The organism is Halobaculum sp. EA56 (genome assembly GCF_051195075.1).
In the GTDB taxonomy this organism is placed as follows: domain Archaea; phylum Halobacteriota; class Halobacteria; order Halobacteriales; family Haloferacaceae; genus Halobaculum.
The window spans coordinates 410639-435887 of the sequence record NZ_JBNTJX010000001.1; the positions used below are offsets into that span (position 1 = coordinate 410639).

General features: G+C 71.1%; 24 protein-coding genes. 13 read left to right on the plus strand and 11 right to left on the minus strand.

Translation table 11 applies throughout. The features are described from left to right. The first annotated feature begins 33 nt into the window (after positions 1–33). The 3 genes from pstC to pstB are packed head-to-tail and all read left to right on the plus strand — an operon-like array spanning position 34 to position 3550. Positions 34–993 carry a phosphate ABC transporter permease subunit PstC gene (pstC, locus tag ACQUQ1_RS02180; RefSeq protein WP_435062611.1) on the plus strand — a complete coding sequence of 320 codons (960 nt, stop codon included), beginning with the start codon at positions 34–36 and terminating at the stop codon, positions 991–993. A gap of 1 nt (position 994) precedes the next feature. After that, positions 995–2650 (plus strand): phosphate ABC transporter permease PstA, encoded by a 1656-nt coding sequence (gene pstA / locus ACQUQ1_RS02185; protein ID WP_435062612.1) that lies wholly within the window; start codon positions 995–997, stop codon positions 2648–2650. 9 nt (positions 2651–2659) lie between these two features. Next, positions 2660–3550, plus strand: a complete 891-nt coding sequence (gene pstB, locus ACQUQ1_RS02190; protein WP_435062613.1) for a phosphate ABC transporter ATP-binding protein PstB — start codon at positions 2660–2662, stop codon at positions 3548–3550. A gap of 149 nt (positions 3551–3699) precedes the next feature. Here pstB and ACQUQ1_RS02195 read toward each other — a convergent pair whose 3' ends face one another. Next, positions 3700–4833 carry a hypothetical protein gene (locus tag ACQUQ1_RS02195; RefSeq protein ID WP_435062614.1) on the minus strand — a complete coding sequence of 378 codons (1134 nt, stop codon included), beginning with the start codon at positions 4831–4833 and terminating at the stop codon, positions 3700–3702. Positions 4834–4887: 54 nt separating this feature from the next. Further along, positions 4888–5049, minus strand: a complete 162-nt coding sequence (locus ACQUQ1_RS02200) for a hypothetical protein (RefSeq protein WP_435062615.1) — start codon at positions 5047–5049, stop codon at positions 4888–4890. 253 nt (positions 5050–5302) lie between these two features. Here ACQUQ1_RS02200 and ACQUQ1_RS02205 point away from each other — a divergent pair, with 253 nt between their 5' ends. From ACQUQ1_RS02205 to ACQUQ1_RS02215, 3 genes are all read left to right on the plus strand, one after another. Beyond that, on the plus strand, positions 5303–5890 hold the full coding sequence (locus ACQUQ1_RS02205) for a hypothetical protein (protein WP_435062616.1): 588 nt from the start codon (positions 5303–5305) through the stop codon (positions 5888–5890). A 138-nt stretch (positions 5891–6028) separates the two neighbouring features. Then, complete coding sequence (locus ACQUQ1_RS02210; RefSeq protein ID WP_435062617.1) at positions 6029–7846, plus strand: ABC transporter ATP-binding protein; 1818 nt, start codon at positions 6029–6031, stop codon at positions 7844–7846. Next, positions 7843–8622, plus strand: a complete 780-nt coding sequence (locus ACQUQ1_RS02215; RefSeq protein ID WP_435062618.1) for an energy-coupling factor transporter transmembrane component T family protein — start codon at positions 7843–7845, stop codon at positions 8620–8622. Before ACQUQ1_RS02210 ends, ACQUQ1_RS02215 begins: the two co-directional genes overlap by 4 nt. Positions 8623–8695: 73 nt before the next feature. Here ACQUQ1_RS02215 and ACQUQ1_RS02220 read toward each other — a convergent pair whose 3' ends face one another. Further along, complete coding sequence (locus ACQUQ1_RS02220; protein ID WP_435062619.1) at positions 8696–9130, minus strand: hypothetical protein; 435 nt, start codon at positions 9128–9130, stop codon at positions 8696–8698. Positions 9131–9248: 118 nt separating this feature from the next. On the opposite strand from ACQUQ1_RS02220, the gene ACQUQ1_RS02225 reads away from it, so the two are divergent. Further along, complete coding sequence (locus ACQUQ1_RS02225) at positions 9249–9404, plus strand: hypothetical protein (protein WP_435062620.1); 156 nt, start codon at positions 9249–9251, stop codon at positions 9402–9404. Positions 9405–9445: 41 nt separating this feature from the next. Then, positions 9446–10117, plus strand: coding sequence for a phosphate signaling complex protein PhoU (gene phoU, locus ACQUQ1_RS02230; RefSeq protein ID WP_435062621.1), 672 nt, complete (start codon positions 9446–9448; stop codon positions 10115–10117). Positions 10118–10525: 408 nt separating this feature from the next. On the opposite strand, the gene ACQUQ1_RS02235 is transcribed toward phoU, so the two are convergent. Both ACQUQ1_RS02235 and ACQUQ1_RS02240 read right to left on the minus strand, forming a co-directional pair. Beyond that, positions 10526–10693 (minus strand): hypothetical protein, encoded by a 168-nt coding sequence (locus ACQUQ1_RS02235; protein ID WP_435062622.1) that lies wholly within the window; start codon positions 10691–10693, stop codon positions 10526–10528. Positions 10694–11084: 391 nt separating this feature from the next. Next, positions 11085–13310 (minus strand): CDC48 family AAA ATPase, encoded by a 2226-nt coding sequence (locus ACQUQ1_RS02240; RefSeq protein ID WP_435062623.1) that lies wholly within the window; start codon positions 13308–13310, stop codon positions 11085–11087. A 335-nt stretch (positions 13311–13645) separates the two neighbouring features. Between ACQUQ1_RS02240 and larC the strand changes: the two genes are divergently transcribed. Together larC and ACQUQ1_RS02250 are read left to right on the plus strand one after the other, a co-directional pair. Further along, the gene (gene larC, locus ACQUQ1_RS02245; protein ID WP_435062624.1) at positions 13646–15019 is read left to right on the plus strand and encodes a nickel pincer cofactor biosynthesis protein LarC; all 1374 of its coding nucleotides are present in this window, start codon (positions 13646–13648) and stop codon (positions 15017–15019) included. Further along, positions 15016–15261: a hypothetical protein gene (locus tag ACQUQ1_RS02250; RefSeq protein WP_435062625.1), complete on the plus strand. Its 246-nt coding sequence runs from the start codon at positions 15016–15018 to the stop codon at positions 15259–15261. Before larC ends, ACQUQ1_RS02250 begins: the two co-directional genes overlap by 4 nt. Before the next feature lie 51 nt (positions 15262–15312). On the opposite strand, the gene ACQUQ1_RS02255 is transcribed toward ACQUQ1_RS02250, so the two are convergent. Next, a complete protein-coding gene (locus ACQUQ1_RS02255) occupies positions 15313–16053 on the minus strand; it encodes a hypothetical protein (protein ID WP_435062626.1) in 741 nt (246 codons plus the stop codon). Positions 16054–16232: 179 nt separating this feature from the next. On the opposite strand from ACQUQ1_RS02255, the gene ACQUQ1_RS02260 reads away from it, so the two are divergent. From ACQUQ1_RS02260 to ACQUQ1_RS02270, 3 genes are all read left to right on the plus strand, one after another. Beyond that, positions 16233–18626, plus strand: a complete 2394-nt coding sequence (locus ACQUQ1_RS02260) for a methyl-accepting chemotaxis protein (protein WP_435062627.1) — start codon at positions 16233–16235, stop codon at positions 18624–18626. A gap of 128 nt (positions 18627–18754) precedes the next feature. Continuing rightward, positions 18755–19447, plus strand: coding sequence for a DNA repair and recombination protein RadB (radB, locus tag ACQUQ1_RS02265; RefSeq protein ID WP_435062628.1), 693 nt, complete (start codon positions 18755–18757; stop codon positions 19445–19447). A 125-nt stretch (positions 19448–19572) separates the two neighbouring features. Next, positions 19573–19950: a 30S ribosomal protein S8e gene (locus ACQUQ1_RS02270; RefSeq protein WP_435062629.1), complete on the plus strand. Its 378-nt coding sequence runs from the start codon at positions 19573–19575 to the stop codon at positions 19948–19950. 68 nt (positions 19951–20018) lie between these two features. On the opposite strand, the gene ACQUQ1_RS02275 is transcribed toward ACQUQ1_RS02270, so the two are convergent. From ACQUQ1_RS02275 to ACQUQ1_RS02295, 5 genes are all read right to left on the minus strand, one after another. Next, a complete protein-coding gene (locus ACQUQ1_RS02275) occupies positions 20019–20354 on the minus strand; it encodes a cupin domain-containing protein (protein WP_435062630.1) in 336 nt (111 codons plus the stop codon). A 374-nt stretch (positions 20355–20728) separates the two neighbouring features. Further along, a complete protein-coding gene (locus ACQUQ1_RS02280) occupies positions 20729–21601 on the minus strand; it encodes a hypothetical protein (protein ID WP_435062631.1) in 873 nt (290 codons plus the stop codon). Between the two features lie 177 nt (positions 21602–21778). Then, positions 21779–22114 carry a DUF7126 family protein gene (locus ACQUQ1_RS02285; RefSeq protein WP_435062632.1) on the minus strand — a complete coding sequence of 112 codons (336 nt, stop codon included), beginning with the start codon at positions 22112–22114 and terminating at the stop codon, positions 21779–21781. Between the two features lie 358 nt (positions 22115–22472). Continuing rightward, positions 22473–23390 (minus strand): glutamine-hydrolyzing GMP synthase, encoded by a 918-nt coding sequence (gene guaA / locus ACQUQ1_RS02290; protein ID WP_435062633.1) that lies wholly within the window; start codon positions 23388–23390, stop codon positions 22473–22475. Continuing rightward, the gene (locus tag ACQUQ1_RS02295) at positions 23390–25102 is read right to left on the minus strand and encodes a CTP synthase (RefSeq protein ID WP_435062634.1); all 1713 of its coding nucleotides are present in this window, start codon (positions 25100–25102) and stop codon (positions 23390–23392) included. Before ACQUQ1_RS02295 ends, guaA begins: the two co-directional genes overlap by 1 nt. Positions 25103–25249: the final 147 nt, after the last annotated feature.

The following is a 25249-nucleotide window of genomic DNA, read 5'->3' on the forward strand; positions in this document are numbered from 1 at the left end:
ATTTTTCACCACCCCGCACCACCCCAGAACTGAATGAGCACCGACGACATCGTGGACGACCTCACCCGGGACACCCAGAACGCTCCCGAAGAACTCGTGACGCGGTCGTTCTTCTTCCTGTGTGCGGTGCTCTCGATCGTCACGACCGTCAGCATCGTCGTCCTGTTGGTGACGGAGGCGGCGAAGTTCTTCACGCTCACCGCCCCGCTGATGGGCGTCGAGGGGCCGACGGCGTCGATCGTCGACTTCCTCACCGGGACCACCTGGGAGATCGGCAACCGGAAGTTCGGCGCGCTCGCGCTCGTCTCGGCCACGGTGATGATCACCATCGGCTCGGCGGTCATCGCGCTCCCGCTGGGAGTCGCGACGGCCATCTACCTCAGCGAGTACGCTGCCCCCCGCCACCGGGCGTTCCTGAAGCCCGCCCTGGAGGTGCTCGCGGGCATCCCGACGGTCGTGTACGGCTTCTTCGCGCTCGTCTACATCACGCCCGCCATCCAGACGGTGCTCCCGGAGACGGGGACGTTCAACCTCATGTCGGCGAGCATCGTCGTCGGCATCATGATCATCCCGATGGTCGCGTCGATCAGCGAGGACGCGATGTCGGCGGTGCCCGACGAACTCCGGCAGGCCGGCTACGGGATGGGCGCGACCAAGTTCGACGTCTCGACCGGCATCGTCGTCCCCGCGGCGCTGTCGGGCATCCTCTCGTCGTTCATCCTCGCGCTCTCGCGGGCGATCGGCGAGACGATGGCCGTCACCGTCGCCGCCGGGTCGCAGGCGCAGTTCCTCAACCCGCTCGACCCGACCGCCTACCAGGAGGGGGCGCTGCCGATGACGGCGGCGATGGTCCAGCTCCTGTTGGGGGACATCACCGGCGGCGGGCTCGCCTACCGGAGCCTGTTCGCCATCGGCCTGACGCTGTTCGTCATCACGCTCGCAATGAACGTCATCAGCGACCTGATCGCACAGCGGTACCGCGAGGAGTACTGAGATGGCGACCGACACAGAGACCGGCGAGATCGAGAGCTTCGGGGAGGTGAACAAGACCGTCGGGGCGGTCTTCAAGTACGTCCTGCTGGCGGCGACGCTGTTCGGGATCGTCGTCCTCGGGGCGCTGCTCGTGTACGTCGCCAACGACGCCATCCAGCCGCTGACCGCCGACCCGGGCTGGTACCTCACGTTCCTCCTCGCGCTCGTGCTCCCGACGCTCGGGGTCGGCACGTTCCTCTACCGCCGCGACACGGACGCGCTCCGCTTCGGCGCCATGACGGTCGGGATGACCGTCGTGACGCTCATGTTCGCCGGCGGCACCGGGATGATCTTCGTCGACATCCTCCCGCCGCTCGTCTTCCTCGCGTACGCGCTCGCGCTGGCGCTCCCGTCCGCGGCGGTTCTCGCGCTGCAGCGCCGGTCGCGGGAGGTCCCGTTCCTCACGCGGGCCGGCGTGACCACCCTGGCGTTCTACGTCGCGCTGTTCGGCCTGCCCGGTCCGGTCGGCGCGGCCGTCGGGCTCCCGACCGTGGTCCCGGGCGTCCCGGGGCTGGTCCAGTCCGCGCCGGTGATCCCGCTGGACTGGATGTCGCTCGCGGCGTCGCTGGGGCTCCTCGTCGCCGCGGTCGTCGGCGCGTACGCCGCCAGCCTCCGCGACCGGCGGGCCGGCGCGGTCGCCGGCGCCGCCGCCCTCGCCGCGATCGCGGGCGCCGGCGCGCTCGGCCCCGCGGTCGGGGTCACCCCCGTGCCGGCGGTCGTGCTCGCGTCGGTCGCGGGCGTCCCGACGGTCGCGTACGCCGCCGGCGGCGCGGTCTCTCGCCCCCGCGACCGGGTCGGGCTCCTCTTCCCGGCGGTCGCCATCGGCGGCGCACTCCTCGGGGCGGCCGCCGTCGACGCGTTCGGCTTCGCGGGGCCGCGGTCGTGGGTCGACTGGCAGTTCCTCACGAGCGCGCACAGCCGTAACGCCGTCGACGCCGGGCTCTACCCCGCCATCGGCGGGTCGATCCTGCTGATGGTCACGGTCGCGGTCCTGTCGTTCCCGCTGGGCGTCGGCGCGGCGGTGTACCTCGAGGAGTACGCCCCGGACAACCGCTTCACCCGCTTCATCGACGTGAACATCTCCAACCTCGCGGGCGTCCCCTCGGTGGTGTACGGCCTGCTCGGGCTCGGGGTGTTCGTCACGTACCTCGGGCGGCCGACCGGAACCGTCCTCATCGGCGGGGCGACGCTGGCGCTGCTCATCCTCCCGATCGTGATCATCTCCTCGCGGGAGGCGATCCGGAGCGTCCCCAACGAGATGCGGGAGGCCTCCTACGGGATGGGGGCGACCAAGTGGCAGACCGTCCGGAAGGTCGTGCTGCCGCGGGCGTTCCCCGGGATCCTCACCGGGACGATCCTCGCGCTCGGCCGGGCGATCGGCGAGACTGCGCCGCTCATCATGATCGGGGCGCCGAGCGTCCTGTTCTCGTTGCCGACCGAGCTCTCCTCGAAGGTGAGCGCGATGCCGCTGCAGGTGTTCGCGTGGTCGAGCCTGTTCGCGAGCGAGGACTTCTACACCAAGGCCGTCCCCGCGGGCGTCGTGGTGCTCGTGAGCGTCCTCCTCGCGATGAACTCGATCGCGATCGTCCTGCGAAACAAGTATCAGAGCGAGCAGTAACCACCAAGCATGACAGACGGACACGGACCCACCGACGACGAGATAGAGCCCGACGGGGGAGAAGCGACGACGGAGGACCCGTCGACGGAGATGTCCATTCAGACGGACGTCAGCGAGAGCGTGAGCGCCAGCGACTACGAGCGCGAGGCCGACACGTTGGTCGAGGCGCGCGACGTGAGCGTCTACTACAACGACACGCGCGCGCTCAACGACATCACGATAGAGATCCCGGAGAAGCGCGTCACCGCGATGATCGGGCCCTCCGGCTGCGGCAAGTCGACGTTCCTCCGGTGCATCAACCGGATGAACGACATGATCGACGCCGCCCGCGTGGAGGGGGACCTCCTCCTGCGGGGAAAGAACGTCTACGACGACGACGTGGACCCGGTCGCGCTCCGCCGGCGCGTCGGGATGGTGTTCCAGAAGCCGAACCCGTTCCCCAAGTCCATCTACGACAACGTCGCCTACGGCCTGGAGATACAGGGCAAGGAGGGCGACTACGACGCGATCGTCGAGGAGTCGCTCAAGCGCGCGGCGCTGTGGGACGAGGTGAAGGACCAGCTCTACGAGTCCGGGCTGGACCTCTCGGGTGGCCAACAGCAGCGCCTCTGTATCGCCCGGGCGATCGCGCCGGACCCCGAGGTCATCCTGATGGACGAGCCCGCCTCGGCGCTGGACCCAGTGGCGACCTCGAAGATCGAGGACCTCATCGACGACCTCGCCGAGGAGTACACGGTCGTCATCGTCACCCACAACATGCAGCAGGCCGCACGCATCTCCGACAAGACGGCGGTGTTCCTCACCGGCGGCGAGCTGGTCGAGTTCGACGACACCGACAAGGTGTTCGAGAACCCCGACTCCCAGCGCGTCGAGGACTACATCACCGGGAAGTTCGGATAACGCCGCCGGGCGCGCTCCGGTCCCTCGCGGTCCGCCGTCGGTTCCCCGTCGTCCGGTTCGGAACGCGGTCCGTCGCTCCGCTCCGCCGTCCGTTCTCGCCGCCTCCTCCCGTCACCCCCTTTTCGTCCGTCCCCGCCAGTTCCCGCCCGTCAGCGACGGTGTCCGACCCACCCGACCGTCGACGGGGAGTCCCCCTCGACGGCCCGGGACCCGACCTCGATTCCGCCGTCGTCCCCGAGGCGAACTACGAGCGGCCCGCGGGCGGGACAGCGCGCGAGCGACCGTCGGACCTCCTCCTCCTCCTCCGTCCCCGCCTCGTCCGCGAGGCGAGCCGTGACGGTGAACGCGCCGGCGGGCGGAACGGTCGTCCGCACCCGGACGGTCGCGTTCGCCGCCGGGTAGACGGTCCGGTCGAGGACCCGCTCCCCGTCGGCGCGGACGGCCACGTCGACGGCGGCGTCGGCGTCGGTCGCGTTCTCGACGAGCAGGTCGCGGACCAGGAGGTCACACACCAGCCGCGGCGACCCCCCGAGCAGGCAGTACAGCGGGCCGTCCTCGAAGGGGCGCCAGCCGCGGCGGTCGTCTCCCCCGCCCGCCTCGACGGAGACGGCGACCCGACCACGCGGCACCGACAGCGGGAGCGGGACGCGGGACCCGGCCGGCACGCGGAGGTCGACGCCCGCGGCGCCGTCGCCGTCCGAGGCGGCGACCCGGAGGCGTCCCCCGTCGCCGGGCGCGTCGACGACGAGTACGGCCGCCGCGGCGACGGTCGACGGCGCGAGGAGGCCGCCGGTCGACCCCCGGACGAACGAGCGGGCCGCCGACGGCGGGTACACGTCGCGGACGCTCACCCCGCCGTCGAGGTCGACCCCCAGGTCGTCGCCGCCGGGTCCGGGCGCCCACTCGGCGGTCCGCTGGCGGCCGTCGGCGGTGCGCACGGACACGGTGTAGGTGCGCGCGGCGCCGAACACGCCGGCGACGATCCGCCTGTCGGCTGCCGGCACCCGGAACGTGCGCTCCAGCACCTCCGTCCCGCTGTCCTCCACCCGGAGGGTGATCCACTCGCCCCTGACGAGGCGGTTCGAGACGACGACCGACCGCGGCCGGTCGAGGCTGTCGGCGTCGCCGGCGCCGTAGGCCGTCGGCTCGGGCGTCGGCGTGGGCGAGGCCGTCGGCGTCTCCCGGAGCGCGGGGTTCACGGTGCGGCCGCCGCTCCCGCCGTCGGCCGAGGAGCAACCGGCGAGCGCCGCCGCCCCCGCGAGCAGGAGTGACCGGCGGAACACGGCCCCGAGTAGGAGCCCGGTCGTGATAACGTCGCGGTCGGTCGGCGCGGGCGGTCAGGTCTCCCCGTGGTCCCGTCGGGGTGCCGCGTCCGCGTCGTCCTCGATCGCGCCCTCCACCCGGCCCGCGGCGGCGACGAGCCACCCGAGGAGGGCGTCGATCAGCCACAGGGCGACGGCGCCGCCGAGCGCGAGCGCGAGCAGGGTCGTGAGATCCACGGTCGGTTCCCCGTAGCGCGGCGACCGGCCTGAACGTTGATATGAGCCCTCCGGACCGCTCGGTAGCGCTCCCGTCCCCGCGTCACTCGCGATCGGCGGCCGGCCGGGCGGCCTCCGTCGGTCGGTCGGACGCTCTCCGTCGATACGTACCGGTATATATCGAACAGATCGCTATTGCTCGCCCGGTACCGGTCGTACACGGACATACCTCTCATAGCAACGTCTTTTGAGGGATCGGACGACCCGATACGTGATGTCAGGCGCAACCACGAGTTCGGGATTCAGGAGCGACTTCGACTTCACGACGCTGATCACCCTCGCCGGGATGACGGCGGTGATCTTCCTCGGCGGCCTCTTCATCTCGGAGGCCGTCGGGGAGATCCCGCCGGACATCGACTTCAAGCCCTTCTTCATCGTGTACGCCATCATGTTCTTCGTCCCGTGGGGGACGCCGACCATCTCGGTCGCGGTCGGCGGCGGCCTCGGCGAGGCGATCGGCGACGTGATCGAGGGGTACGAGATCGACGACCCCTTCGGGCTGGCCGGCTACGTCGTCGGCTTCACCGTCGCCGGCTACATGATGAAGGACGCGAACGCCGACGACTACGTCACGCTGTCGCTGGCGGCGATCGTCGGCGCGTTCGTCCAGATCCTCATCGAGGGGCTCGGCATCATCGTCATCGAGGGCGAGGCCGTCTCGGTGTACGCGACGGTCGTCGCCGGCAACACCGTCACCCACGGCATCGTCCTGGGGCTCATCCCCCTCATCCCGACGGTCGCGGCCCTGGAGGGTCGCGTCGAGCGGTTCATGGGCGAGGCGGCGAAGACGACCGCCGACTGAGCACACCACACTCCCGAACCGAACAGCGCGAGCGACCACCCTCCGTCGTCCACCCATCACACGAGACCACCACCCGCCGTCGCCGCGGCCTTCTCCGCCTCACGCGGCCCCTTCGTTCACGTTCACACGCATTACCACATGATCCACGCAACGGACCTCAGACTACAGTACCCGACGAGAAGCGACCCGACCCTGCGGGGCGTCTCGTTCGACGTCGACGACGGCGAGACGCTCGGCGTCGTCGGCGCCGTCGAGTCAGGCAAGACCTCGCTCGCGATGGCGCTGGCCGGCTTCGCGCCCACGGTGACCGGCGGGACCCTCGACGGCGAGTTGACCGTCGCCGGCGCCGACCCCCGCGAGGACGACGACGACACCCGCCTCGGCATGGTGTTCGAGGACTACAGCTCCCAGCTGACGCAGGTGCACGTCGTCGACGAGGTGATGGTGCCGCTGCTCTCGCGGGGACTCGGTCGCGATGCCGCCCGAGAGCGCGCGAGCGAGCTCCTCGAGCGCGTCCGGCTGGCGGGGTACGAGGACCGACGGACGTGGGAGCTGTCGGGCGGGGAGCAACAGCGCGTCGCCATCGCGTCCGTCCTCGCGATGGACGCCGAGGCGATCGTGTTCGACACGGCCACCCGCGCGCTCGACCCGGCGGGACGAGAGGAGGTGTCGAACATCGTCTCCTCGCTGCGCGGGGAGAAGCCCCTGGTGTTGACCGCGACCGACCCCTCGGAGCTGGTCGGCCTGTGCGACCGCGTGCTCGTGTTGAATGACGGCGAGCGCGAGGCGTTCGGCCCGGCCGAGGAGATCCTCAGGGACGCGGACCTCCTCGACCGCGTCGGCGTGCGGCCGCCGACGCCGCTGCGGGCGGCGCGCCGGCTCGGCATGGACGCCTCGCCGATCACCGTCGGCGAGTTCTCGAACGCCGTCGCCGACGGCGCCCGGATGAGCCGGAGGCTGACGGACACGGGGACGAACGAGCTGTCGGTGGAGGGGGCGTCCGGGAGCGACACCGACCGGATCGACGGGCCGGAGGCGAACGAAGCGGAGCCGACGACGCCCGCGGTCGACGGCGGCGAGACGGCAGACGGGGGCGAGGAGCCGCTGTTGTCCGTCGAGGATCTCCGATTCAGCTACCGCGAGGAGCCCGCGATCGACGGGATCGACCTCTCGGTGGAGGCCGGCGAGGTCCACGCGCTGGTGGGCGGCAACGGCGCCGGCAAGAGCACGCTCGTGGAACTGATCGTCGGCCTGCTCGACCCCGACGAGGGGGAGATCCGGATCGACGGCGAGCCGACCGCGGGGCGGACGGCGGCGGCGGTCGGCGAGACGGTCGCGCTGTCGTTCCAGAACCCCGACGAACAGCTGAGCAAGCGGACCGTCGAGGAGGAGATCCGGTTCCCGCTGGAGGAGCGGCAGTACGACCGCGGCTGGCTCCCGTTCGGCGGCGAGCAGCGCTACGACGACTCCTACATCGAGGAGCGCGTCGAGGCAGCCCGCGAGCGGACCGGCCTCGGCGAGGACCTCCTCGACGAGGACCCGACGTTCCTCCCGCAGGGGTACCGCCGGCTCGCGGCGATCGCCTCGGCGATCGCGCCGGACCCGGACGTGGTGATCCTCGACGAACCGGCCGCCGGGCTCGACGCGGAGGGATACGACCTGATGGGGGAGGCGATCGCCCACCTCGCGGACGACGGGAAGGCCGTCGTGGTGATCGAACACGACATGGACTTCGTCAGCGAGGTCTCCGACCGGGTGACGCTGCTGAGCGACGGGCGGGTCGCCGCCCGCGGGCCGCCGTCGACGGTGTTCGACGCCTCCCGGTGGGACGACCTCCGGGCCGAGCACGTCAGGCCACCCCGGGCCGCCGAGCTCGCCGAGCGTCTCGACGTCCGCGCGTACACGCTCGACTCGCTCGTCGACCGCGCCGCCGGCGCGATGGAGGTGCACGAATGAGGTCAGTCCCCGTCGTCTACAACGACTACGACACGTTCCTCCACCGCCGCGACCCGCGGGTGAAGTTGCTCGCGTTCGCGGCGCTGGTGCTGTTCCTGTACGTCGCGCCGACGTGGCACTGGATGATCGCCATGTTCGGCATCGGCGTCGGGCTCGCGATCGTCGCGCGTGTCAACCCCAAGTGGCTGCTCGCGCTCGCCGCCCTCCAGATCCCGAACGTCCTGGGGTTCGTCGCCTTCCCGGCAATCGAGCGCGTGCTCGCGGGGAGGGGCGCCTTCGCGGGCGACTTCGGCTTCGGGCTGAAGCTGGCGTTCTCGTTCCCCGCCGCGCTGTTCGTCAGCGCGAGCCTGTTCACGTCGATGCGCGAGACGGAGATCACCGACGGCCTCCGGGGACTGGGCGTCCCGGAGTTCGTCTGCTTCACCTTCGAGTACGCGTTCCTGCTGCTGTACACGGTCTTCGCCGACATCCTCCGGATCGCCGACGGGCTCAAACTCAAGGGCGTCGCCATCGAGACCCGCAACCCGCTGAGGATGGCCCGGAACCTGCCGAAGCTGGGGGTTCCGGCGATCATCACGGTGTTCCGTCGCTCGACCACGATGATGGCGGTGCTCCGGATGCGGGGGTACCCGCTCGACGACCTCCAGGAGTCGCGCACGCCGTTCAAGTTCGACCTCGGCGACGCCGCGTTGCTGGCGTTCGCGGTCGGCGTGCTCGCCGTCACCGCGGGCGTCAACTTCGGACTCTGGCGGGTGCCCGTCCTGCCGGCGTCCTGACGCCGCTCGCCCTCTTCTCACCGGCGACGGGGTGCCCACGCTCCGCACCCCCCACCCGCGACGGCCGCCGAGCCTACGAGGCGTCGGTGTCCGCGGCGGCGGACTCGCCGTCCTCCACGTCCCCGGTGAGCGACCAGTCGTCCGGGAGGTACGCCGCGTGGAACAGCCGGTAGGCGATCAGCAGCCCGCCCGTCGCCGCCGCGAGCGCCCAGAACAGCCGCCCCTCCGCCGGGACCACCTCGCCGGGGACGGCGACGACGAGGAACGCGGACAGCAGGACCACGAACAGCGTCCAGCTCGCGGCGAGTCGCGTCCTGGCCGCCGGACTCAGCGGCGTCTCCCTGAGGCGGTCGATCCGGGCGACGGTGATGACCGCCATCGCGGCGACGACGAGCGAGACGCCGACCCACGTGACCGTCGTCAGCGAGGCGAACAGCCCGATCGCGACCCCCACTAGGCCGACCGTCCGTGCCGTCGAGACCCGTCGCAACAGCCGCTCGCGTTCCATTGCGGATCGCTCGCGCGACCGTACTGATAAGTGCTCCGGGGACCCGCCGGCGCCGGCCGTTCTCGCGCACGATACCCGCTCCGTCAGACTCATACGTCTATGTACGTGAACTGATCCCATGATCGAGGCCGCTTCCTCCCCGATGTTCGACGCCGCAGCCCCCGTGATGGTCGCTTTCCTCGTGTTCGCCGGACTCGCCTTCGGCGACCGCGTCGTGGAGGTGATCTCGTCGATGGACGCCGACGAGTCGCTCACCGACTGGGAGTCACAGTAGCAACACAAACCCTTACCACTGCCGCCACGGGACTCGTGGGTATGCCACGGAAACAGTATCAGGAGCGCCTCGACGAGCTCCGCGAGGACGTCCTCTACATGAGCGAGATCGTCGCCGAGCGGCTCCGGATGGGGATGGACGCGCTCGACGTGAAGGACGAGGAGCTCGCCCGCCGCGTCATCGAGGAGGACGCCGAGGTGAACCAGCTCTACCTCGAACTCGAACAGGACTGCGTCGACCTGCTGGCCCTCCAGCAGCCCGTCGCGGGCGACCTCCGGTTCATCGCGGCGTCGTTCAAGATCATCACCGACCTCGAACGCATCGGCGACCTCGCGACCAACCTCGGCGAGTACACCCTCCGGGCCGAACGCGACGTGTTCCCCGACGTCGACGTCCAGCGCATCGGCGAGGCGACCCTCGACATGCTCGACGACGCCATGACCGCCTACGCCGAGGAGGACGCCGACGCCTGCTACGGGGTCTCGGAGGCGGACGACGACGTCGACCGACTGTGTGAGGACGCGAGCGCGGCGGTCATGCGGGAACTCCTCGAACGCGAGGGGGTCACCGAGGCCGACATCGACGACATGATGGCGGACGTCTCCCGGCTCCTGCTCACGATCCGCGACCTCGAACGCGTCGGCGACCACGCGGTCAACATCGCCGCCCGGACGCTGTACATGGTCGAGAACGACGACGAGCTTATCTACTAACGAACCTCTTTTCGCCTCGGGTTTCCTCGGCCGCCTCCGGCGGCCTGCGGGAACCGCTCGGCGAAAACCCGTTCATGCCAAAAGGCCGCTCGCTCGGACCTGCCGGCCCTCGCTCGCGGAACGATCGCTGGTGCGAACCGCAATCGCAGGCGGCCAACTAATCGTGGCTTGCGAGAATGTTGTCAGAACTCTATTTCGGGTAGCTTCCGGTGAAATAACCGCTCGATAAGGGCTGCAAAGCTATCGTTGGAAGTTATGTCGGATTGAGAGGGTGTTTAGATGACCGTGCTGAATACAGGGCGCGGATCGGTCACGTCAATACCGCTGAAACTGCGGGTGGAGACTCGCTAAGTGGGGGCCGTTTTCAGGAGAACTTATCGAGTATGTGAAAGGTACTTGTAACGCTATTTAGGTTCCATTTTTGATATACAGTGCGATGGCCATCACTACGAAGGCTACTGCGGGGAGGGCCATGTCGGGGAGTCCATCAACGAAATATGCGGCGAGACCTCCCGCAATGAGTCCTGCTACGAGTAGCGCCCCGCTCTTGAGTTGTGACTCCGTTTGCTCAATCATGGACGTATCGAATTGGTTCCGTGTATCTCCACAAAGATGTTTTCATCACGACGATCAGGGCCCAACGCTCCGTTTTGCTACAACAGCCATCAGTCAGTTCGTACACCTGTTTCGCGGTTGTTCCACAGTTCACGACGCAGAGCAAATAATAGCCGTTTGCCGACCAATCCTCTGTCTCTATCGCTGACCGCCTCTCCTTCCAGAGCGATCCCAAGTGGAACAAATTGCAGATCGGGACCGCAGGCATAGCATCCGCGAGCGGAGCGAGCGGTTCACCGGACCCGACCGAAGGGAGGGTCCGGCCTTTTGGCATGAACGGGTTTTCGCCGAGCGGTTCCCGCACCGCTCGCCGGAGGCGAGCGCGAGGAAACCCGAGGCGAAAAGAGGTTCGTTATTGGAAGCCGATCCGGCCGCCGCGGTCGGTGCGGAGGCTGTCGGTGCCGCCGCCCTTGAACTGCTCCTCGATGTCCTCGTAGTAGCTCAGGATGTCCTCGGAGATGGTCGGCCGGACCGACTCCATCGCCTCATCGAAGTGGCGCATCTGGACGGTCTCGGCCTCGTCGTCCTCGCGGAGCGCCTGGATGGCGGCCTCGCGGGCGATCGACTCCAGGTCGGAGCCGACGTAGCCGTCGGTGCGCTCGGCGAGCTCGCGGAGGCTCACGTCCGGGCTCAGCGGCGTGTCGTCGGTGTGGATCTTGAGGATCTGCTCGCGGCCCTCCTCGTCGGGCTGGCCGATCATCACGAGCCGGTCGAACCGCCCCGAGCGGATGAGCGCCGGGTCGATCATGTCCGGCCGGTTCGTCGCGCCGATCACCATCACGTTGCCCATCTCCTCGAGGCCGTCGAGCTCCGTCAGGAGCTGGTTGACGACGCGCTCGGAGACGTTGTTCCCCATCTCCTGCCCCCGACTGGGCGCGAGGCTGTCCAGCTCGTCGAAGAAGATCACGGTGGGGGCGACCTGCCGGGCCTTCCGGAACGTCTGCCGGATGGCCTTCTCGGACTCGCCGACCCACTTGCTGAGCAACTGCGGCCCCCGCACGGAGATGAAGTTCGCGTTCGTCTCGTTGGCGACGGCCTTCGCCATCAGCGTCTTCCCGGTGCCCGGCGGGCCGTACAGGAGCACGCCCTTCGGCGACTCGATGCCCATGCGCTCGAACTTCTCGGGGCTGGTGAGGGGCCACTCGACGGCCTCCTTCACCTGTTGCTGGGCGTCCTCGAGGCCGCCGACGTCCTCCCAGGTGATCTTCGGGAGCTCGACGAGCACCTCCCGCATCGCGGAGGGCTCCACCTCCGCGAGCGCGCCCTGGAAGTCGTTGCGCTTGACGATCATCCGGTCGATGAGGCTCGGCGGGATGTCCTCCTCGTCGAGGTCGATCTCGGGGAGGTAGCGCCGGAGCGCCTTCATCGCCGCCTCCTTCGTCAGGCTCTCGATGTCGGCGCCGACGAAGCCGTGCGTCTCGTCGGCCAGCCGGTCGAGGTCCACGTCGTCCGACAGCGGCATGCCGCGGGTGTGGATCTGGAGGATCTCCTTGCGGCCGACCTCGTCGGGGACGCCGATCTCGATCTCGCGGTCGAAGCGACCTGGCCGGCGGAGGGCGGGGTCGACGCTGTCGACGCGGTTCGTCGCAGCGATGACGATCACCTGCCCGCGCGTCTCCAGCCCGTCCATCATCGTCAGGAGCTGGGCGACGACCCGGCGCTCCACCTCGCCGGTGACGTCCTCGCGCTTGGGCGCGATGGAGTCCAGTTCGTCGATGAAGATGATGCTCGGGCTCTCGTCTTTCGCGTCCTCGAAGATCTCCCGGAGCTGTTGTTCGGACTCGCCGTAGTACTTCGAGATGATCTCCGGGCCCGCGATGGAGAAGAAGCTCGCGGAGGTCTCGTTGGCGACGGCCTTCGCCAGCAGGGTCTTCCCGGTGCCGGGCGGGCCGTGCAGGAGGACGCCCTGCGGCGGCTCGATCCCCAGCTTCTTGAAGATCTGGGGGTGCTTCATCGGCAGCTCGACCATCTCGCGGACGCGCTGGATCTCCGACTGGAGGCCGCCGATGTCCTCGTAGGTGATGCCGCCGCCGGTCTTCTCGAACCCGGAGATGGGCTCCTCGCGCAGTTCCACGTCGGTGTCCTCGGTGATGAGGCAGACGCCGTCGGGCTCGGTGTCGACGGCGATGAGCGGGATCGCCTGCCCCGGCGAGCGCATGAACGGGTGGTTCGTGCTCGACATCACCGGGACGATGTCGCGCTCGACGACCGGGCGCTTGAGGATCTGCCGTTTCACCATGCCGGCGGCGTCCGAGCCGAACTGGACGGACGCCTCCTCGGGCGGCGCCAGCGTCAGCGACTCCGCCTTCTTCGCCTCCGCCTTGCGGATGGTGACGCGCTCGCCGATGCCGACGTCGGCGTTCTGGCGGGTGAAGCCGTCGATGCGGACGGTGTCGGTGTTCCAGTCCTGCCGGTCGGCGCGCCACACCTTCGCGGCGGTGGTCTCGGCGCCCTCGATCTCGATGATGTCGCCCGGAGAGAGCTTCAGGTGGAGCAGCGTGTCCGGGTCGAGGCGAGCGATCCCTCTCCCGGAGTCGTTGGGGTATGCCTTCGCGACTTCGAGTTGGACTTCGTTCATGATGTGGTGACGGGGTGTGCTGGCCGGTACGTCCGTCCGGACGGCGGTTAAGCCCTCCGTTGCGCCCCGTGCGGCCGCGGCCGGAACCGCCGGCCGCGACGGCGACGGCGCAGGACGTGCTAGACTGTCCCACGCTACGGGGCCCGGCCTGAAAACACCACCGGCGACGGGGACGGACGAGGCCCCGACGGCGCGGCGACGCACGCCGGCCCCGCGGGGCGCGGCGCGTGTGACGCGCGGCTGACGCGGCGGCGCTGTCCGGCCGGCTCCCACGCCGACCGCCGACCGCGGCGCGTGGCGGTAGGGACTTCACCCCGCGCCGCGATCCCTCGCCCATGCGAACCATCGCCTTCGACGGCCGGATGGGCGCCGCCGGCGACATGCTCCTCGGCGCGCTCGTCGCGGCCGGGGCCGACCCCGGGGTCCTGTCGCCCGTCGAGGACGCGCTGCCCGTCCGCTACGAGTTCGAGGCCGCCGAGCGAAACGGCATCGCCGCGACGCGGGCGCACGTCCGCCACCGCGACGCCGAGGACGCCGGCGACGGGGACGGAGCGGACCGCGACCGCGACGAGGGGCACGACCACTCCCACGAGCATCCTCACGAGCACGACCACCACGACATCGAGCACGACAATGAGCACGGCCACGCACACGAGCACGACCACCACGGCCACGGCGCCGAGGGCCACGGCCCGCAGCGCACCTACGCCGAGGTGGTCGACCTGGTCGAGGGGATGGCCCTCCCCGAACCCGTCCGCGCGGACGCGCTCGCCGTCTTCGAGATCCTCGGGGAGGCGGAGTCGTCGGTCCACGGCACCGACCTGGAGTCGACTCACTTCCACGAGGTCGGCGCCGACGACGCGATCGCCGACGTGGTGGGCGCGTGCCTGCTGGTCGACGACCTCGACCCCGACCGCGTGGTGACGACGCCGCTGGCGACGGGCGGGGGCGAGGTGGAGTTCAGCCACGGCGTCTACCCGGTCCCGACGCCGGCGGTGATGGAGGTGGCCGAGCGCGCCGACTGGTCGCTTCGTGGCGGCCCGGTCGACGCCGAACTGCTCACGCCGACGGGCGCGGCGATCCTCGCGCACGTCGCCGACGGCGTCGAGCGACTCCCCTCGCTCCGGGTCGAGAACTCGGGCTACGGCGCCGGCGGGTGGACGTTCCCGGACCGGCCGAACGTCCTCCGCGCGGTCGTCGGCGACGCCGAGCGGTCGGGGCTCGCCCGCGACGAGGTGGCCGTCCTGGAGACGAACCTCGACGACGCCGCCCCGGAGGTGCTCGGCGGCCTGCAGGAGACGCTCGCCGACGCCGGCGCCCGCGACGTGTCGGTCCTCCCGACGACGATGAAGAAGTCGCGGCCCGGGCACCTCGTGAAGGTGATCTGCAAGCCCGAGGACGCCGACCGCGTCGCCCGCAGGCTCGCCGAGGAGACCGGCACGCTGGGGGTCCGCGAGGCGGGGGCGGCCCACCGCTGGATCGCCGAGCGCCGCTTCGAGACCGCCGACCTCGACCTCGCTGGCGGGACCTACGAGGTGCCCGTGAAGGTCGCCAGCGACGCCGACGGCGCGGTGTACGACGTGAGCGCCGAGTACGACGACGCGGCGGCGGCCGCCCGGGAGGCGGACCTGCCGGTCCGGGAGGTGCTCCGCCGGGCGGAGGCGGTCGTGCGCGGGCGACTGGAGGCGGCAGACGACGCGGGGGAATGACGGGGAACGGGGACCGCCGCGGCGGACGCGATGGCGACGGCGACGCCGACGCGACCGACGGCGGGAACGGCGACGAGGCCGGGGCGGACCGCTACGCCTGCGACAACTGCGGCGCCGAGTTCGCCGCCGGGGAGGCGACCCGGACGGAGACGATGGGCGACCTCGACGCCGACACGTGGCAGACGCTGTGCTGTCCGACCTGCGGCGCGCGGGTGAAGACGGTGTTCGTCGGGGACCGGTGACCCGCCCTCGGGGTCCGGGACCGCGGCCGCCGGCCCGGCGGGCCCGCCCGGCTACGACTCCCGGTGGTCGTCGACGGCCTCCGCGAGCGTGACCTCGCCGAGCGCGACCCGGCGGGCCGCCTCGTCGTCGATGGTGAGGTCGCCGTCCGACCGGTCGCGCGACTCGTTCTTTATCCGCTGGATCTCGCCCGCCGTCGGCTCTACCTCCCGCGTCTCCACCGGCTCGCCCTCCTGTCGGGCGATGTTGACGGCCGCGAGCACGTCGGCGACCCCCTTCCCGGCGACGCCGCGGCCGAGCGTCGGGGTGGTGCCGGACTCGTCGACGAGTTCGACGGCGACGTCCTCCAGCCCGTTGACGATCCGCGCGCTCCGGAGGCGGTCCCCGTCGCCGACGCGGACGAGCGCGTCGGGTTCGTCCTCCACCTCCGCGAGCACCGTCTCGACGGCCTCCGACAGCGGGACGTGGAACGCCGCGACCACGGTATCGCCCGAGAGGACGGCGATGCCGGGCCGCTCTCCGGGGTCGACGCCGACGACGAGCCGGTCGTCGCCGCCGCGGAGACCCCCGAGCGCCTCCTCGACGCCGGCGCGCACGTCCTCGGCGGTGGTGGTGACGTGCTCGACCGGCGCCTCGCGGTAGGAGACGCCGTCCTCGGGGGCGGAGACGACGACCTCGGCGCGCTCGGGGAGGTCGGCGCCCGGCTCGCGCGTGGTGAACGTCGCTCCCCGGTCGCGGAGCTCGGCGACCGCCGCGTGGTACAGGGCGAAGTCCTCCGTGACGACGACGATCACTGCCCCCGCGTAGGGCGCTCGGCGGTTTCACCGTGTCGCTCGACGCAGGCCCCTCGGGAGCCGGCCTCGCGGGGTCCCGCCCGCAAGTTCTGACGGCGACTCGGCGCTTATCCGGAACTTCTCGTCCGCGATAATCGCACGGGTACCGTTAAGCGTCACATCGGGAAAGTCGCGACGACATGGCGGAACAGCCCGGGCCGAGCCTGGGGGCGAGGCTCGTCCCAGACGTCATCAGACGCGGCATCGTGCGGAAGTTCGCGACGGTCCTGCTCGTGTTGGTGCTCGCCACCGGCGCGGTCGGGGCGTACGCCGTGACCGAGACGACGGCGGACCTCCGGGAGGACGTCCGGACCGAACTGGAGACCGTGACGGCCTCGGAGGCGGGCGAACTCTCCGAATGGCTCGGCGAGCGCCGGACGGCCGTCCGGATGATCTCCGAGTACCAGGACGTCCGCGAGGGGAACACGGCGAAGCTCAGGCCGGTGTTCGTCTCGGAGCTCCGCGCGCTCCCGGGCGACGTCCACGCGCTCCACTACGTCGACACGGAGAACGGGACGGTGCTCGCCTCCAGCGACCCCGAGGCGGAGGGCGAGTCGGTCGCGAGCGCGGCGCTCGCGTGGGCGCCGGCGCTGGCGCCCGCCTCCGCCGACCGGACGGCCACCTCGTCGGTGTACCGGACCAACGAGGGGCCGATGCTCGGCTTCGTCAGCCCCGTCCCCTCCGCCCCGACGCGGGCGGTGGTGCTCGTCGCGGACGTCAGCCACATCGCCGAGGGGTTCCAGACCCCCGTCGAGGGCGGCTTCGTCCGTGTCGTCGACAGCAACGGGGTGGTGGCGATGTCCGGCGACACGGAGGCGATCGGCCAGTCGTACCTCGGCGCGACCGGCGAGTCGTTCCGGCGCGCGCTCGACGGCAACGAGGTCGTCACCGAGGACGCGGCCGTGGAGGACGCGCTCGACCGCGACCTCGTCGTCTCCTACGCCCGCGTCCCGGGCACCGAGTGGGTGATGGCCGTCCACGTGCCCGCCGACGGCGCGTACGCGCTCGCGGGCGCCGTCCGGACCAACATCCTCCTGCTCATCGCCACCGCGCTCGGCGGGTTCCTCCTCGCCGGCGTCCTCATCGCCAAGCCGACCGGCGACGCGCTCGACGACCTCAGCGACCGGGCGCGGGCGCTCGGCTCGGGCGACCTCGACGTGTCAGTCTCGACGAGCCGGATCGACGAGATCGGCACCCTCTACGGGGCCTTCGGCGACATGCGCGACGACCTCGACGAGCGGATCGAGCAGGCGCGAACCGAGCGCGAGCGCGCGAGCGAGGCGAAGGCCGAGGCGGAGGCGCTCGCGGGGACGCTGGAGCGCCGCGCCGGCGAGTACGGCGACGCGATGGCCCGCTGTGCCGACGGCGACCTCACCGTCAGGCTCGACGAGGACGCCGACAACGAGGCGCTGGCCGACATCGCCCGCGCGTTCAACCGGATGGTCGACGACCTGGAGGAGACCGTCGGTACCGTCCGCGCGTTCGCCGACGAGGCCGACGAGCGCTCGGCGGCGGTCGCCGCCGGCGCCGACCAGATCGAGGACGCGACCGCATCCGTGAGCGGCGCGATGACGGACGTGGCCGCCGCCAGCGACGAGCAGGCCGACCGACTGGAGGAGGTGACCGGCGAGATGAGCGGCCTCTCGGCGACCGTCGAGGAGATCGCCGCGACCGCCGCCGACGTCTCCGAGGAGTCCGACCGGGCGGCCGAGCGGGCCGAGGACGCCGGGGACGCGGCCGAGGACGCCCTGGAGGCGTTCGCGACGGTGGCCGACCGCACCGAGCGGACGGCGGCCGAGGTCGAGCAGGTCGCCGACGAGATGGAGGAGATCACCGAGGTGGTGGACCTCATCGACGGGATCGCCGAGCAGACGAACCTGCTCGCGCTCAACGCCTCGATCGAGGCCGCGCGCGCCGGGGAGGAGGGCGACGGCTTCGCGGTCGTCGCGGGCGAGGTGAAGACGCTCGCCGAGGAGACCGCGGAGGCGACCGACGAGATCGCCGGCCGCATCGACGACCTGCGGGAGGCCTCGCGGGCGGCGGCCGCGGACATGGACGCCACGGAGGCGGCCGTCGAGGACGGCGCCGCCGTCGTCGAGGACGCCCTCGACGCCGTCGAGACGGTCCGCGACCGCATCGAGGACGCCAGCGACGGCGTCGGCAACATCGACACCGCCACCGACGACCAGGCCGCGACCACCGAGGAGGTGGTCGCCATGGCCGAGGAGGTCGCCGAGATCGGCGCCGAGACCAGCGAGGAGGTCGACGACGCGGCCGCCGCCGCCGAGGAGCAGTCCGCCGCCGTCGCCGAGGTGAGCGACTCCGCGGAGACGCTCTCCGAGCGCGTCGAGGAGCTCCGCGCGCTCGTGGAGCGCTTCGAGGTCGACGACGTCGAGGGTGACGCGGGAGCCGCCGCCGAGGCCGGAGCCGACACGGACGTGGACTCCGACGCCGGCGCGTCGACCCCGACGGCCGACGGCGTCGCCATGACCGACGGCGACGGCTTCGAGTTCGGCCCGGATCGACGCGACTGACACGCCACGTCGCGGCGACTCCCCACCGACGACGCGCCGGCGACGCGTCGATATCGCGCCGGCGACGCCGGCGACCCCGGCGGCGGACACTCGGGAGGTTTTTGCGTGGTGACGACCCAGCACCGTCCGTGTCCGAGTTCCTCACGACCGGCAGTGACGCCGTCGACGACCTCCTGGGCGGCGGCATCGAGCGGGGCGTCGTCACCCAGCTGTACGGCCCGCCGGCGTCGGGGAAGACGAACCTCGCGCTGACGGCCGCCGTCGAGGTCGCCGCCGACGGGGGCTCCGTCCTCTACATCGACACCGAGGACCTCTCGATGACGCGCTTTCGCGACATCGCGGAGGCCCGGTCCGACGAGCCCGTGGAGGCGGTCGCCGGCCGGCTCGTCGTCAGCGAGGCGATGAGCTTCGAGGAGCAGGGCGAGGCCGTGAAGGACGCCGCCGAGCTCGCCGACGGCGTCGACCTGATCGTCCTCGACTCCGCGACCGGGTTCTACCGCCTGGAGCGCACCGAGGACTCCCGCGGCGGCGAGTCCGTCCGCGAGGTGGCCCGCCACGTCACGCACCTGCTGTCGCTGGCGCGGAAACACGACCTCGCGGCCCTGATCACGAACCAGGTGTTCACCGACCCCGACGCCGACCGCGACCGCCCGCTCGGCGGCAACACCCTGGAACACTGGACGGGCGTCGTCCTGCGGCTGGAGCGCTTCCGCGGCGGGAACCGCCGGGCGACGCTGGAGAAGCACCGCTCGCAGGCCGCGGGCGGGTCCGCCCGCTTCCGCATCACCGACGCCGGCGTCGAGGACGCCGACGAGCCCTGAGTTCCTCACGGCCTCGCCGGCCGGCGGCCGTCCCCGCCCGAACGCCGACGCCCGCGCGGACGGCCGCGAGGGGGCGTGAGGTTCGATTCGAGCGATTCAAGTAGCCGCACGGGGTTTTCCCTCGCATGAAGGACCAGAGCGGACGCAGGAAGCGAAAGCGGACCGGCGGCCTCCGACGCCCCTCCAGCAACAAGAAGCGGCACGAGCTCGGCCGCGAACCCGCCGAGACGACCGTGGGCGAGCCGCGCTTCCGCGTCATCGACTCGCGCGGCACCAACGAGAAGGTCCGCGCGCTCTCGACGAACGTCGCGCAGGTGGCCACGGGCGAGGAGACCGTCGAGGCCGAGATCGAGGACGTGACCGAGAACCCCTCGAACGTGAACTACGTCCGCCGGAACATCATCACGAAGGGCGCCGTCATCGCCACCAGCGAGGGCGAGGCCCGCGTCACCTCCCGGCCCGGACAGACCGGCCAGGTCAACGCCGTCCTGCTGGACGAGTAACGTCGCCTCCGGCTTCTCCGTTCTCTCCGCCGGCGTAGGTAGCGAGGCGTCCGTCCGACGCGGCCGCCTCAGCCGCCTCCCGGCAGCGGACAGAGGCTCGCGGTGAACGCGGCGACCCCGTCCGTCTCGTTCCTCGCGCCGTGCACGTCGCCGCGCTCGTGGAGGACCACGCCCGGCGCGGCGACCGCCTCGGACTCGCCGTCGCGCACGACCGTCACCTCGCCGTCGAGGACGTGGAAGACGTTCGTGCTGTCGGCGTGTTCGTGCGGGTCGAGTTCGGCGCCGGGGCCGAGCGCGAACAGCTTCACGAGCACGTCGTCCGCGACCACGAGCTCCGCCGTCTCCACCTCGCCCTCGGCGGGATCCAGCCCGGCGAGCGCGTCGGCGTACAGGTCGAGTGCCATGGACGCTACTGCGCGCCGTGTGGCAAAAGCGATGTGGAGGACGGATCGGTGGACTCCCCCGCGGGCCGGCCGCGCGGCCGGTCCGGTTCGCCGCCCCGTGAGAACCGGTGGAGGGCTGTCGTCCGTCGCACGCCCCGGCCGAGGCCGGAGCGCGTGACGGCCGTCCGCAGTCGCGTGCCTCTCGTCCGCGTGTCCGGGGGCACGGAGACCCCCAGTCGCGCGTGTCAGTCGCGGCGTCCGGCGCCGGTCGCCGGGGGAGTCGGGCGGCGGCCGGTCCCCGAGGGAACCGGCCGGCCCGCCCGGTCGCCGCGTGTGTGGCGGACCGTGTCCGCGTCGGTTCGGGTGCCGCGTCGGCGCGACCGGCGAGCTATCGCTTACCGGTCGCCGGCGTTGCCGTTCCCGTTGTCGTTGCCGCGGGCCTCGTCGTCGCCGTCATCGTCGTCATCGTCCTCGTCGTCGTCGTCGGACTCGTTCTCCTCGTCGTCGTCGCTGTCGGGGCCGACGTCCTCGGGCGGGCCGCGGTCGTCGGTCTCGTTCTCCTCCTCGTCGTCGCCGTCAGGGCCGACGTCCTCCGGGGGGCCGCGCTCGTCGTCGTCGGTCTCGTTCTCCTCGTCGCTGTCGGGGCCGACGTCCTCGGGCGGGCCGCGGTCGTCGGACTCGTTCTCCGCTCCGTCGCCGGCGACCGAGCTGACGGCCTCGCCGAGCGTCTCGGCGTCGGAGTCACCCGCGAGGAAGGCGTTGATGGCGTCGATGACCGCCTTCGCGTTGTCGGAGGCCTCCTCGGGCAGCGCGACAGGCGGGCCGCGCCGGTCGCTCTCGTTCTCCTCGGTCTCGTTCTCGTCCTCCTCGTCGACCTCGGACTCGAACTCGGCCTCCTCGACGGTCACCGAGCCGTTCTCGAGCGCGAGCTCGACCTCGCCGGTGACGTTCTCGCCGGTCAGGTCGAGTTCGACCTCCTCGGTCGCGGAGGCGTTCACGTCGAACGCCACCGAGCCGTCGGCGTCGGTGGTGCCGACGGGCTCGCCGTCGCGGACGACGGACAGGCCGTCGACGCCGCTGCCGTTCGCGGTCACGGCGAGCGTCACCGTCCCGTTGTCGTAGGCGGCGGCGACCTCGTAGTCCTCGACGGAGGCGTCCGTCGCGGCGGTCGTCGCGGTCGCTGTTCCGGTACTCGTCGCGGCTGCGCCCGCGCCGGCGCTCACGAGGAGCGAGGCGAGGGCGACCGCGAGCAGTTTCGTGGCGTCCATCACGCCTCACCCCTGGACCCCGTACATAAAGAAGGGGCTTCACGGCGAACGCGAATTCCGGAGTTTGAAGCGCTGTAAAACCGAATTAACCCCGATTAAGCCGAGCGAGCGTGACGCGCCGCGGCGGCTCGGGAGGGCCGCGCGGGCGGGACCGGCTCCCCGCCGGGGTCGGCCGGCTCACGCGGCGGCGACGAGCTCGTCGGCGACGACCTCGGCCGACAGCAGTTCCGGGTCGACCGCCAGGTCGGTCTGGCCGCGCGCGAACTCCGGGAGCGTCTCCGCGGCGTAGACGACCGCGCGCACGTCGGGGTTGCGCTCCTTCGCGACGACGATGCCGGTCGCCTCCTCCGGGTCGGTGAGCACGAACAGCGCGGCCTCGTCGATGCCGGCGTCGGCCAGCGTGCCGGCGGTGACGACGCCGTCGATGCGGGAGACGGAGACGCCGAGCGACTCGAGCTCGTCGCCGAGGTCCTCGCGGTCGGGGCCGGCGACGACGGCGGAGATGTCGGTCATTGTCGGTGTGAGTCGGGTGAACGGGATAAGCTTCGTGTCTCGGGGATCCGTCGTCGGGTTGTCGTTCGGATCCGCGATGAAATCGGTACCGACGACACGAATACCGGCCCGGAAGCCCCCGCGGTTCTCGACTTGCGCGCCCCGCGCTGCGCTCCTCGGCCTTCGGCCTGCGGTGCTTGCGGGGTCGTGCTTCGCCGAGAACCGCGGTCACTTCCATTCCCACCCGGAGAACGGACGGGCTGAGCGTCGCGGCCATCCGCACGGTGTGCACGAACCGTGCCATGGCTTTCGAGGACAGCGACCGGCCGACGACAGCGACCCGTCGGAACCGACGAACTGACTCGAAACGGCGACTCGATTATTCGTATTCGATCGTCGCGGGCGGCTTGTGCGTCACGTCGTACACCACCCGGGCGACGTCGTCGTTCTCGCCGGTGATTCGCGACTGGATCCGCTGGAGCGTCTCCCACGGGAGGTTCTGCGCCCGGGCGGTCATGCCGTCGCGGCTCTCCACCGACCGGACGGAGACGACCCAGCCGTGGACGCGGTTGTCGCCCTTCACGCCGGTCGCCTTCCCGATGACGGCCGCGAACGCCTGCCAGGGGTCGTGCTCCTCGACCTCCTCCTCGACGACGTGGGTGGCGTCGCGCGCGACCTCCAGTTTCTCCTCGGTCACCTCGCCGATGATGCGCACGGCGAGGCCGGGACCGGGGAACGGCATGCGCTCGGAGATCACGGCCTCCAGGTCGAGCGCGCGGGCGACCTCCCGAACCTCGTCCTTGTAGAGGTCGCGCACCGGCTCGACGATGCCCTCGAAGTCCACCACGTCGGGGAGGCCCCCGACGTTGTGGTGGGACTTGATGTTCCCCTCGCTCTCGATGCGGTCGGGGTAGATGGTCCCCTGCACGAGGTACTCGGCGTCCGTCTCCCGCGCCTCGCGCTCGAACTCCCTGATGAACTGCTCGCCGATGACGTGGCGCTTCTCCTCGGGATCGGTGACGCCGGCGAGGGCGTCGAGGAAGCGGTCCTGCGCCTCCACGACCTCCAGCGACTCCATGAACGCGAACGTCTCGCGGATCTGGTCGGTCTCCCCCTTGCGCATCAGCCCCGTGTCGACGTACACCGGGGTGAGCTGCTCGCCGATGGCGCGGTACGCCAGCGCCGCCGCCACCGAGGAGTCGACGCCGCCCGAGAGGGCGATGATCGCGTTCGCGCCGCCCACCTCCTCGCGGATCTCGGCGGTCGCCTCCTCGATGAACGACTCGACGTCCACCATCAGGCGGTCACCTCCCCGTCGGCGACGGCGTCGCGGTCGTCCGGCTCGTCCTCGCTTTCGCCTTCGTCCCCGTCGCCGGTCGCCCCGCGCGGGTCCGCCTCCGCCAGCACCGCCTCCAGCAGGCCGACGAACGGCGGGGAGGCGCGGTCGGGGCGCGAGCGGAACTCGGGGTGGAACTGCGTGCCGACGAAGTACGGGTGGTCGTCGCGCTCGAGGATCTCCATGCGCGGTCCCGCGTGCCCCGAGAACACGAGCCCCTCGGTCTGCAGGTCCTCGATGTAGTCGGGGTTCACCTCGTAGCGGTGGCGGTGCCGCTCGGTGCAGGAGGTGTCGCCGTAGACCCGCTCGGCGAGCGTCCCCGGCTCGATGCTCGTCTCGTGGGCGCCCAGGCGCATCGTGCCGCCCATGTCCTCCTCGTCGTGCTGGTCGGGCAGGAGGTCGATGACGGGGTACGGCGTCTCCGGCTCGAACTCCGCGGAATCCGCGTCGTCCCAGCCGAGGACGTTGCGCGCGTGCTCGACGACGGCCATCTGGAAGCCCAGACACAGCCCGAGGAAGGGGACGTCGTGCTCGCGGGCGTACCGCACCGCCTCGACCTTCCCCTCGGTGCCGCGGGAGCCGAAGCCGCCGGGGACGACGACGCCGTCGGCGGACTCCAGGCGGTCGCGGTGGGCGCCGTCGGCCTCGTCGGCGGCGACCCAGACGACGTTCACGTCGACGCCGTGCTCCAGCCCGGCGTGTTTCAGCGCCTCGTGGACGCTCATGTACGCGTCCTCCAGGTCGTACTTGCCGACGAGCGCGACGTCGACCTCGCCGGTGCGCTCGCGGGTGACCAGGTCGCGCCAGGTGTTCTCGCGCTCGGCGCGCGGCAGCGCCTCGTCGGTCAGGTCGAGGCGCTCCATCACGTACTCGTCGAGGCCCTCCTCCTCGACCGTGAGCGGGACGTGGTACACGTCGTCCACGTCGGGGTTCGAGAAGACGGCCTCGGTGGGCACGTCGCAGAACAGCGCGATCTTCTCCTTCGTTGAGGGGTCGAGCTCGTCGTCACAGCGGCCCACGAGGATGTCCGGCTGGAGCCCGATGGAGCGCAGTTCCTTCACCGAGTGCTGGGTGGGCTTGGTCTTCTGCTCGCCGTTCTTCGAGTACGGGACGAGCGTGACGTGGGTGAAGAGGATGTCCTCGTCGTCCTCCTCGTGGGCGAACTGCCGGAGCGCCTCGAGGTACGGCATCCCCTCGATGTCGCCGACGGTGCCGCCGATCTCGACGAGACAGACGTCGGTCCCCTCGGCGGCCTCGCGGATGCGCCGCTTGATATCGTCGGTGACGTGCGGGATGACCTGCACCGTCTTCCCCAGGTAGTCCCCGGCGCGCTCCTTCTCGATGACGTGCTGGTACACCTTCCCGGTCGTGACGTTGTGGTCGGAGGTCATGTCGACCCCGAGGAAGCGCTCGTAGTTCCCCAGGTCCAGGTCGACCTCGCCCCCGTCCTTGAGAACGTACACCTCGCCGTGCTGGTAGGGGTTCATCGTCCCCGCGTCGACGTTGAGGTACGGGTCGATCTTGACCGCGGTCACGTCGAAGCCGGCGTTGGCGAGCAGGCGCCCGGTCGACGCCGCGGTGATCCCCTTCCCCAGGCCGGACATCACCCCGCCCGTGACGAAAATGAACTTGCGACCCAGCGATGGGTCGTACCCCGTCTGTTCGGTCGGCATACTGACCGTGCGGCAGGGCGGTGGAAAACCGTTTCGGAGCGCGGTTCCGGCCGCCGAGCGACCGTCGTTTCCGGCCGGTTCAGGGCGCCTTCCCCGGTCCCCGCCCTCCCCCGCCGTTCGTCCGAGTTCCCGTGGTGGCGGCGGTCG

Coding starts and splice junctions, on each gene's coding strand:
- pstC (WP_435062611.1), top strand. CDS start 34: ATGAGCACCGACGACATCGTGGACGACCTCACCCGGGACACCCAGAAC.
- pstA (WP_435062612.1), top strand. CDS start 995: ATGGCGACCGACACAGAGACCGGCGAGATCGAGAGCTTCGGGGAGGTG.
- pstB (WP_435062613.1), top strand. CDS start 2,660: ATGACAGACGGACACGGACCCACCGACGACGAGATAGAGCCCGACGGG.
- ACQUQ1_RS02205 (WP_435062616.1), top strand. CDS start 5,303: ATGTCAGGCGCAACCACGAGTTCGGGATTCAGGAGCGACTTCGACTTC.
- ACQUQ1_RS02210 (WP_435062617.1), top strand. CDS start 6,029: ATGATCCACGCAACGGACCTCAGACTACAGTACCCGACGAGAAGCGAC.
- ACQUQ1_RS02215 (WP_435062618.1), top strand. CDS start 7,843: ATGAGGTCAGTCCCCGTCGTCTACAACGACTACGACACGTTCCTCCAC.
- ACQUQ1_RS02220 (WP_435062619.1), bottom strand. CDS start 9,130: ATGGAACGCGAGCGGCTGTTGCGACGGGTCTCGACGGCACGGACGGTC.
- ACQUQ1_RS02225 (WP_435062620.1), top strand. CDS start 9,249: ATGATCGAGGCCGCTTCCTCCCCGATGTTCGACGCCGCAGCCCCCGTG.
- phoU (WP_435062621.1), top strand. CDS start 9,446: ATGCCACGGAAACAGTATCAGGAGCGCCTCGACGAGCTCCGCGAGGAC.
- ACQUQ1_RS02235 (WP_435062622.1), bottom strand. CDS start 10,693: ATGATTGAGCAAACGGAGTCACAACTCAAGAGCGGGGCGCTACTCGTA.
- ACQUQ1_RS02240 (WP_435062623.1), bottom strand. CDS start 13,310: ATGAACGAAGTCCAACTCGAAGTCGCGAAGGCATACCCCAACGACTCC.
- larC (WP_435062624.1), top strand. CDS start 13,646: ATGCGAACCATCGCCTTCGACGGCCGGATGGGCGCCGCCGGCGACATG.
- ACQUQ1_RS02250 (WP_435062625.1), top strand. CDS start 15,016: ATGACGGGGAACGGGGACCGCCGCGGCGGACGCGATGGCGACGGCGAC.
- ACQUQ1_RS02260 (WP_435062627.1), top strand. CDS start 16,233: ATGGCGGAACAGCCCGGGCCGAGCCTGGGGGCGAGGCTCGTCCCAGAC.
- ACQUQ1_RS02270 (WP_435062629.1), top strand. CDS start 19,573: ATGAAGGACCAGAGCGGACGCAGGAAGCGAAAGCGGACCGGCGGCCTC.
- ACQUQ1_RS02275 (WP_435062630.1), bottom strand. CDS start 20,354: ATGGCACTCGACCTGTACGCCGACGCGCTCGCCGGGCTGGATCCCGCC.
- ACQUQ1_RS02280 (WP_435062631.1), bottom strand. CDS start 21,601: ATGGACGCCACGAAACTGCTCGCGGTCGCCCTCGCCTCGCTCCTCGTG.
- ACQUQ1_RS02285 (WP_435062632.1), bottom strand. CDS start 22,114: ATGACCGACATCTCCGCCGTCGTCGCCGGCCCCGACCGCGAGGACCTC.
- guaA (WP_435062633.1), bottom strand. CDS start 23,390: ATGGTGGACGTCGAGTCGTTCATCGAGGAGGCGACCGCCGAGATCCGC.
- ACQUQ1_RS02295 (WP_435062634.1), bottom strand. CDS start 25,102: ATGCCGACCGAACAGACGGGGTACGACCCATCGCTGGGTCGCAAGTTC.